Origin of the sequence: Shewanella sp. c952 (assembly GCF_019654975.1) — a bacterium.
Classification (GTDB): domain Bacteria; phylum Pseudomonadota; class Gammaproteobacteria; order Enterobacterales; family Shewanellaceae; genus Shewanella.
Genome location: NZ_BPEW01000003.1, coordinates 285818 through 292364, shown reverse-complemented (window position 1 = coordinate 292364; position 6547 = coordinate 285818). Strand labels below are relative to the sequence as shown.

Sequence of the window (6547 nt, the reverse complement as noted above, 5' to 3'; positions counted from 1 at the left end):
AGTAATGAATCAAAAAACATCACTGTTTGCCAAAATGGCAAGTGGCAGTCTCGTATTACAAATTCTCGTTGGTATCATCGCTGGTGTTGTATTGGCAACCGTTTCGAAAACGGGTGCAGAAAATGTCGCCTTTCTTGGTGAGCTATTTGTTGGAGCATTGAAAGCGATTGCGCCAATATTAGTTTTTATCTTAGTTGCGGCGTCTATTGCCAATCAAAAAAAGAATGCCAAAACTAATATGCGCCCAATTGTGGTGTTGTATCTGTTTGGTACTTTTTGTGCAGCATTAACTGCAGTGCTTATGAGCTTTGCATTTCCAACCACATTGGTTCTAGTGACCGGCGCTGAAGGTGCCACGCCGCCAGAAGGCATTGCTGAAGTCATCAATACTTTATTGTTCAAAGTTGTTGATAACCCAGTTAATGCGTTAATGACTGGCAACTACATCGGTATTTTAGCTTGGGGTGTCGGTTTAGGTATTGCACTGCACCATGCGAGTGATTCAACAAAGCAGGTTTTTGCTGACGTAAGCCATGGTGTTTCTCAAATGGTACGCTTTATTATTCGCTTAGCGCCGATTGGCATCTTTGGTCTAGTATCGGCGACCTTTGCAGCTACGGGCTTTGCAGCGATTGCTGGTTACGCTCAGTTACTTGCTGTGCTGCTTGGTGCGATGGCTATTATTGCCCTTGTGGTTAACCCTGCAATTGTGTACTACAAGATCCGCCGTAATCCGTACCCGTTAGTATTTACTTGCTTGCGTGAAAGTGGTGTTACAGCCTTCTTCACTCGCTCAAGTGCAGCCAACATTCCAGTTAATATGGCGTTGTGCGAAAAGCTAAAGCTGCATGAAGATACTTACTCTGTGTCTATTCCATTAGGTGCCACCATTAATATGGGTGGAGCCGCAATCACCATTACTGTTTTAACCTTGGCCGCGGTAAATACCTTAGGTGTACAGGTTGATATCTTGACCGCTATATTACTGAGTGTTGTGGCTGCAGTATCTGCTTGTGGTGCGTCTGGTGTTGCAGGGGGGTCTTTGCTACTTATTCCGCTTGCATGTAGCTTGTTTGGTATTTCAAATGATGTGGCAATGCAGGTTGTAGCGGTAGGCTTTATCATTGGTGTGATCCAAGATTCAGCTGAAACAGGCCTAAACAGCTCTACTGACGTGATTTTTACCGCTGCAGCATGCGAAGCCGCGGAGCGTAAAGAGAGCTAATGATCATTTAGTCTCATATCTAATATGGCTATAGAAAAAAGCCCTACAACAGTGTTGTGGGGCTTTTTTTTATAAACGAGACGATAAGTAGGGTTAGGCGCCAATAATTCCTAGAGGCTTGCCGGTTTTCCAAGCGCCGCGGGTGAAATCAGGAAAATTAACCGAATTACTGCGGTTATTCACAGATTCTTCGCTTAGTATATTGACCACTGACCATGCTGCACCATCATAGACATCTTGATCTAAGGCTTCACCATTGCGCAAACAATACACCATGCGCCATAGCATTAAGAAGTCCATGCCACCATGTCCACCGTTTTTCTCAGCCTCTTGTCCCATTCGTTGCCAAAGAGGGTGGTCATATTTGTCATACCACTTGCTCATATCCATGTCCCACTTATGGAAGTTCCCATTACCTACTTTTTCAATAGCAATTCGATTTGGGAAGCCTGCAAAAACCCCGTTAGTGCCTTGGATAAGGTTATGGCGACTGTAAGGTCTTGGGGTTGTCGTGTCGTGTTGTACCATAATGGTTCGGCCGTTTATGGTCTTAATTAGGCTAGTATTAATATCGCCATTGATATAGTTGAGCTGATTGCGTTCATGATCTGCTGGAAATTCACGTTGTGCGTATAGTGCGCGACCAAGCGCTGGAGAACTCATAGAAGTGAGATAATCAAAACGGTCACCGCGATTGATATTCATATACTGCGATACGGGGCCTAAACCGTGAGTTGGGTATAAATTGCCATTGCGTTTTGTATGCCAGTAGGTGCGCCAAGAACCTGTTTTTTGATCGAGCTCTTTCATCTGCCAACGAAGCTCGTGAATATATGCAGCTTCGCCATGCAGTAGTTCACCAAAAACGCCTTGGCGAACCATATTAAGTACCATTAACTCATCACGGCCATAATTGACGTTTTCCATCATCATGCAATTTTTCTGAGTTTTTTCTGCAGTATTAACGATTTGCCAACACTCTTCGACGGTGAGTGCAAGTGGTACTTCAACAAAAGCATGCTTACCACTTTCCATGGTATCGATAGCCATTGGAGCATGCCATTCCCATGGGGTTGAGATGATCACTATATCGATATCTTTGCGGCGGAGTAATTCAAGGTAAGATTTTTCGCTACCGCTATAGCGCGCAGGCGTCTTTAGTCCTTGTTCTGTAACAAATGCGACCGATCTGTCGAGTACTTCTGTATCGGTATCACATATCGCAATAATCTCAACGCCCTCTAAATGGCAAAAGTGCTTCACATGGCCCGAGCCACGTTGACCAACACCAATAAACCCCACTCTAACCGTGTCCATTTTTGGGGATATCAAGCCCATTACGCTTTTTCCTTGAAGCGGAGGCGCTGGCACGGTATTAGAGCTTGAAGCAAAAGAGGGACTGGCTAGGCTTACTGCCGCAATACTGGCAGTTTTTAGAAAGTGTCTGCGATTGAATTTCATTTTCTGTCCTATAGAGTAGAGCAAGCGTGTTGCACGCCATATTGATTTTTGTTTTTATAATCAAACAAAGTTATATCAAACTTTCCGATAAATAGGCTAAAAAAACTCGTTACGGTTTGTTGCGCTTGCGTTTTTATTCAGATTTACTAAAGTAATGCATATAAAGTGACTTAAATCGCGTTTTTATTTTAATTGTGCGATACAATTTAAGTTACAAGGTATTCGCTTTAGCGATAAACTCACCTGCTATAACAATTGATTTACATAATAAAATAATGATTTGTTAACTGTTCTGGGGTAGATAATTCGATGGCTGTTGTACGCAATAAGGCAAAAGAAGTTATTCAAATTGAGAATCGCACCAAGCTCAAGGAGATGGAGATGTCAGTAGTTGAAAAGCGTAAGCGTTTATTTTCGAAAGTTGACGCAGTTGAAAACCGAGAGGTCGTCGGCCGTTGGGTCGATGAAAGACCCTTACTCGGCGATAAAATTACAGTTTATAAGCAGGCTGAGACCTATTACTTAGAGACTTGGTATAACGATGGTTGCCACAGTTTGGATGAAATGATCTCCGAACGTACAGATGACGGTGTAAAGCTTGAGGATAAAGGTGGCAATATTTTTGGCGAATACTTTATGCTCACCGCGAGTAACGATTTGATGTTTTGCAATTCCAGCTTATGTTATTACACCGCAGTTAAACATGACGTTGAAGCCGCCTAGACCTGCAGGTTTATGGTGATTCAATGCAAAGGGGGCTTTTTAGCCCCTTTTTTGTGCGCATTCGATACTGTTATAACTTATAGGATTAGAAAGAACAATAACTTGAAAAATGCATCGGCTTGCCACTGTAAGGGTGAGTAAAGCTTAAAGACTGAGCATGGAGCTTTAATCTAGGAGCTGAATCTACAATGTGCTGTTCAGCATAAAAGTCATCACCCAAAATTGGATTGCCGATCGCTAACATATGCACACGTAGCTGATGAGTACGGCCTGTAACAGGCTTAAGTGCTAGTAAAGTGCTGTTAGCTCGAACTTCAAGTGTTTCGAAGTGGGTTATTGCCACCTTACCTGTCGATGAGACCTGCTGCTTTGGAGGATTGGCTTTATCGGCCGCAATAGGCAGTTCAATCACTCCTTGTGCATCACTTAGGTGCCCACTGACTTCAGTGATATAAGCTTTTTGTGTTTTTCGATCTTGAAACTGAGTTTTTAGGTTGGATTCTGCCTTTTTATTACGAGCAAATACCATAACCCCTGATGTTGAACAGTCTAGTCGATGCACTAAAATAGCATCTTTGAATCTTTGTTGGATCCGAGTCAATGCACAGTCATGGGTATAATCAGCTATGCCGGGGTTAGACAGTAAACCTGAAGGTTTATTTATGATGATAATGTCCCGATCGACATAACGAAGATCTAACCAAGGAATAGTAGGGGGCTGATAAGTAAATATTTGCATGGGTTCTCCTGTTACGCCGCGATTTTAGCAAAATGATGGTCTAAGACAAGCCGTTATTGCATTAATGGTTCATATGCAATCGATTTGAGTCTGTATCTTGAAAGGAATACGGTTAACGTAGGGTTTCGAGTGTTGTAGGTGATGGAGTCAAACTATGATACAGCGCCTTTTAACAAGTCATGTTATATAAGACACTGCTACAAATAGTTATTTCATTGCTTAAGGTTAAAGATACTCGGTTGGTGTATTACGTGTCCACAGACGACTATATGCCATCAGTTGAGGATAAAAAGTACGGAAAGCTGTCTCTATTTCGATATCTAACTTTTTTACCGTTTCTTGCGCACCATTAAATATTTCAGGCTTTGAAACACGTTTAGCCACAGAAGCTAGGGTCTGATTTAGACCTTTACGGCTTTGGTAGGCAACCAGCCAGTTCTCTTTGCGTATCTTTGGCGCTATCGATACCAATCCTTCGGGCAAATCGTCACATTCGTCAATTGCATTATAGGCTTTAGTCGCAAATGCTTCGAGGCTTAGATGATGATACTCATCCCAATACTTCGCCAACATATGATCAAAACAGATATCAATGATAATTGGCGCTGCTCGAGTGAGTGATTTTGGGAATTTTTGTAACAACTCTTTGGTGAGCTCATGAGAATCGGTTAGTTGATCTATTTGCCTGTGTAACCAGATCCCCTGCTGTAGGTGTTTTGGAAAGTGTTCGATACTGCCTTTGGCGAAATCGCCAGCAATGTTTGCTGCTAAAGAGGTCTGACTGACGTCAGCTAAATGTAGGTGGGCAAGAAAGTTCATATTTTATACTTGGTGATATGAGTACTTTCACGGTAACATGCAGCGCGATGCGAAGGAAATTCTTTATTACAAATTTTAATTTGAAGAGTGATTTCATGGATGTGCATCGCTTTATAGCAATTTTCCCTTTCTATTAACGGTTTGAGGATCAAGGATGATGTGGAACTGGTTATCAAAAAAGATCGCTCGTACTGAGCGGCCACAGCGTAGAAAAGTAGACATAGATATACCCTTTGAGCAGCATAGCTATCGTATTGAGGATTTTGATATAGATTCTGAAACAACAGTTGAAGAACCTAAGCAGGATAAAGCTTAAAGAGCTAACAAAATACCAGTAAAAAACGTTAGCAGTTCTACATTAGCAGAATTATGCGGAATAAATGTACTTCAATTGTTGATCTTCATTCTCTCTAGTCATAGACTGGCCGCCGATTTAGAGACAGTAGAGACTTTCCATGCGTGTTGCAGATTTTTCTTTTGAACTTCCCGATGAGCTTATTGCGCGTTATCCGACGGCAGAGCGCACAGCTTCGAGGCTTTTATCGTTAGATGGTAATAGCGGCAGATTAGCCGATTTGCAATTTACCGCAATACTAGAAAAAGTACAGCCTGGTGATTTAATGGTATTTAACAATACCCGAGTTATCCCTGCGCGCTTATTTGGTAAAAAACAGTCTGGTGGTAAGTTAGAAATGCTCGTAGAGCGGATGCTTGATGACAAGCGTATTCTTGCCCACGTCCGTTGCTCTAAGTCACCCAAAGTCGATAATATCATTTGTCTTGATAACGGTTACGAAATGAAGATGTGTGCCCGTCACGATGCTTTATTCGAACTCGAGTTACAATCAGATAAAACTATTTTAGAGGTATTGGAAGAAGTAGGGCATATGCCACTACCACCTTATATAGATAGACCTGATGAGGATGCAGATAAAGAGCGTTATCAGACGGTCTACAACCAAACCCCAGGCGCAGTGGCTGCACCAACCGCGGGGTTGCACTTTGATGATGCGATGCTAGCAGCACTTAAAGACAAAGGTGTAAACACGGCGTTTGTTACCTTGCATGTCGGCGCAGGCACTTTTCAGCCTGTACGAGTTGATGAGATCCTAGATCATAAAATGCATTCTGAGTGGGCTGAAGTTTCGCAAGATGTCGTTGACCTCATTGCGTCAACTAAAGCGAAGGGGCATCGAGTGATTTCTGTTGGTACAACATCAGTGCGTTCACTAGAAAGTGCCGCGAGAGCATCAGCTGCAGAGTTAGAGGCATTTAGTGGTGATACTGATATCTTTATCTATCCGGGTTACCAGTTCCAAGTAGTCGATGCAATGGTGACAAATTTTCATCTGCCAGAGTCGACGTTAATTATGTTGCTTAGTGCATTCGCTGGCTTCGATGAGGTAAAAAACGCCTATCAGCATGCGATTGCTCAAAAATACCGCTTCTTTAGCTATGGCGACGCCATGTTTGTGACTAAAAAAGCGAACTAATCTTTAAATATGCTTTAAAATACCCACCCAAACAGATGAGGTGGGTATTTTTTTATCCTCATTTTGGTACTTATTTTATTGATAAGG

The 6547-nt window shown here is 42.4% G+C and carries 7 protein-coding genes; 4 read left to right on the top strand and 3 right to left on the bottom strand.

Going from position 1 to position 6547, the window contains the following annotated elements; genetic code table 11:
* The first annotated feature begins 4 nt into the window (after positions 1-4).
* The gene (sstT, locus tag K5R16_RS04400; RefSeq protein WP_220736332.1) at positions 5-1225 is read left to right on the top strand and encodes a serine/threonine transporter SstT; all 1221 of its coding nucleotides are present in this window, start codon (positions 5-7) and stop codon (positions 1223-1225) included.
* A gap of 93 nt (positions 1226-1318) precedes the next feature.
* On the opposite strand, the gene K5R16_RS04395 is transcribed toward sstT, so the two are convergent.
* Entirely contained in the window at positions 1319-2686 is a 1368-nt protein-coding gene (locus K5R16_RS04395) for a Gfo/Idh/MocA family protein (RefSeq protein ID WP_220736322.1), read from the bottom strand.
* Between the two features lie 309 nt (positions 2687-2995).
* On the opposite strand from K5R16_RS04395, the gene K5R16_RS04390 reads away from it, so the two are divergent.
* Complete coding sequence (locus tag K5R16_RS04390; RefSeq protein WP_220736321.1) at positions 2996-3409, top strand: hypothetical protein; 414 nt, start codon at positions 2996-2998, stop codon at positions 3407-3409.
* Between the two features lie 85 nt (positions 3410-3494).
* Here K5R16_RS04390 and K5R16_RS04385 read toward each other — a convergent pair whose 3' ends face one another.
* Together K5R16_RS04385 and K5R16_RS04380 are read right to left on the bottom strand one after the other, a co-directional pair.
* Complete coding sequence (locus tag K5R16_RS04385; protein ID WP_220736320.1) at positions 3495-4148, bottom strand: pseudouridine synthase; 654 nt, start codon at positions 4146-4148, stop codon at positions 3495-3497.
* A gap of 225 nt (positions 4149-4373) precedes the next feature.
* On the bottom strand, positions 4374-4967 hold the full coding sequence (locus tag K5R16_RS04380) for an ACP phosphodiesterase (RefSeq protein WP_220736319.1): 594 nt from the start codon (positions 4965-4967) through the stop codon (positions 4374-4376).
* Positions 4968-5121: 154 nt separating this feature from the next.
* On the opposite strand from K5R16_RS04380, the gene K5R16_RS04375 reads away from it, so the two are divergent.
* Both K5R16_RS04375 and queA read left to right on the top strand, forming a co-directional pair.
* Complete coding sequence (locus K5R16_RS04375) at positions 5122-5283, top strand: hypothetical protein (RefSeq protein WP_220736318.1); 162 nt, start codon at positions 5122-5124, stop codon at positions 5281-5283.
* 139 nt (positions 5284-5422) lie between these two features.
* Entirely contained in the window at positions 5423-6460 is a 1038-nt protein-coding gene (gene queA / locus K5R16_RS04370) for a tRNA preQ1(34) S-adenosylmethionine ribosyltransferase-isomerase QueA (RefSeq protein WP_220736317.1), read from the top strand.
* Positions 6461-6547 lie beyond the last annotated feature (87 nt).

What these genes read in the sequence shown, in the direction of transcription:
- K5R16_RS04390 (WP_220736321.1), top strand. Translation starts at nt 2,996, where the DNA reads ATGGCTGTTGTACGCAATAAGGCAAAAGAAGTTATTCAAATTGAGAAT.
- K5R16_RS04395 (WP_220736322.1), bottom strand. Translation starts at nt 2,686, where the DNA reads ATGAAATTCAATCGCAGACACTTTCTAAAAACTGCCAGTATTGCGGCA.
- queA (WP_220736317.1), top strand. Translation starts at nt 5,423, where the DNA reads ATGCGTGTTGCAGATTTTTCTTTTGAACTTCCCGATGAGCTTATTGCG.
- K5R16_RS04375 (WP_220736318.1), top strand. Translation starts at nt 5,122, where the DNA reads ATGATGTGGAACTGGTTATCAAAAAAGATCGCTCGTACTGAGCGGCCA.
- K5R16_RS04380 (WP_220736319.1), bottom strand. Translation starts at nt 4,967, where the DNA reads ATGAACTTTCTTGCCCACCTACATTTAGCTGACGTCAGTCAGACCTCT.
- sstT (WP_220736332.1), top strand. Translation starts at nt 5, where the DNA reads ATGAATCAAAAAACATCACTGTTTGCCAAAATGGCAAGTGGCAGTCTC.
- K5R16_RS04385 (WP_220736320.1), bottom strand. Translation starts at nt 4,148, where the DNA reads ATGCAAATATTTACTTATCAGCCCCCTACTATTCCTTGGTTAGATCTT.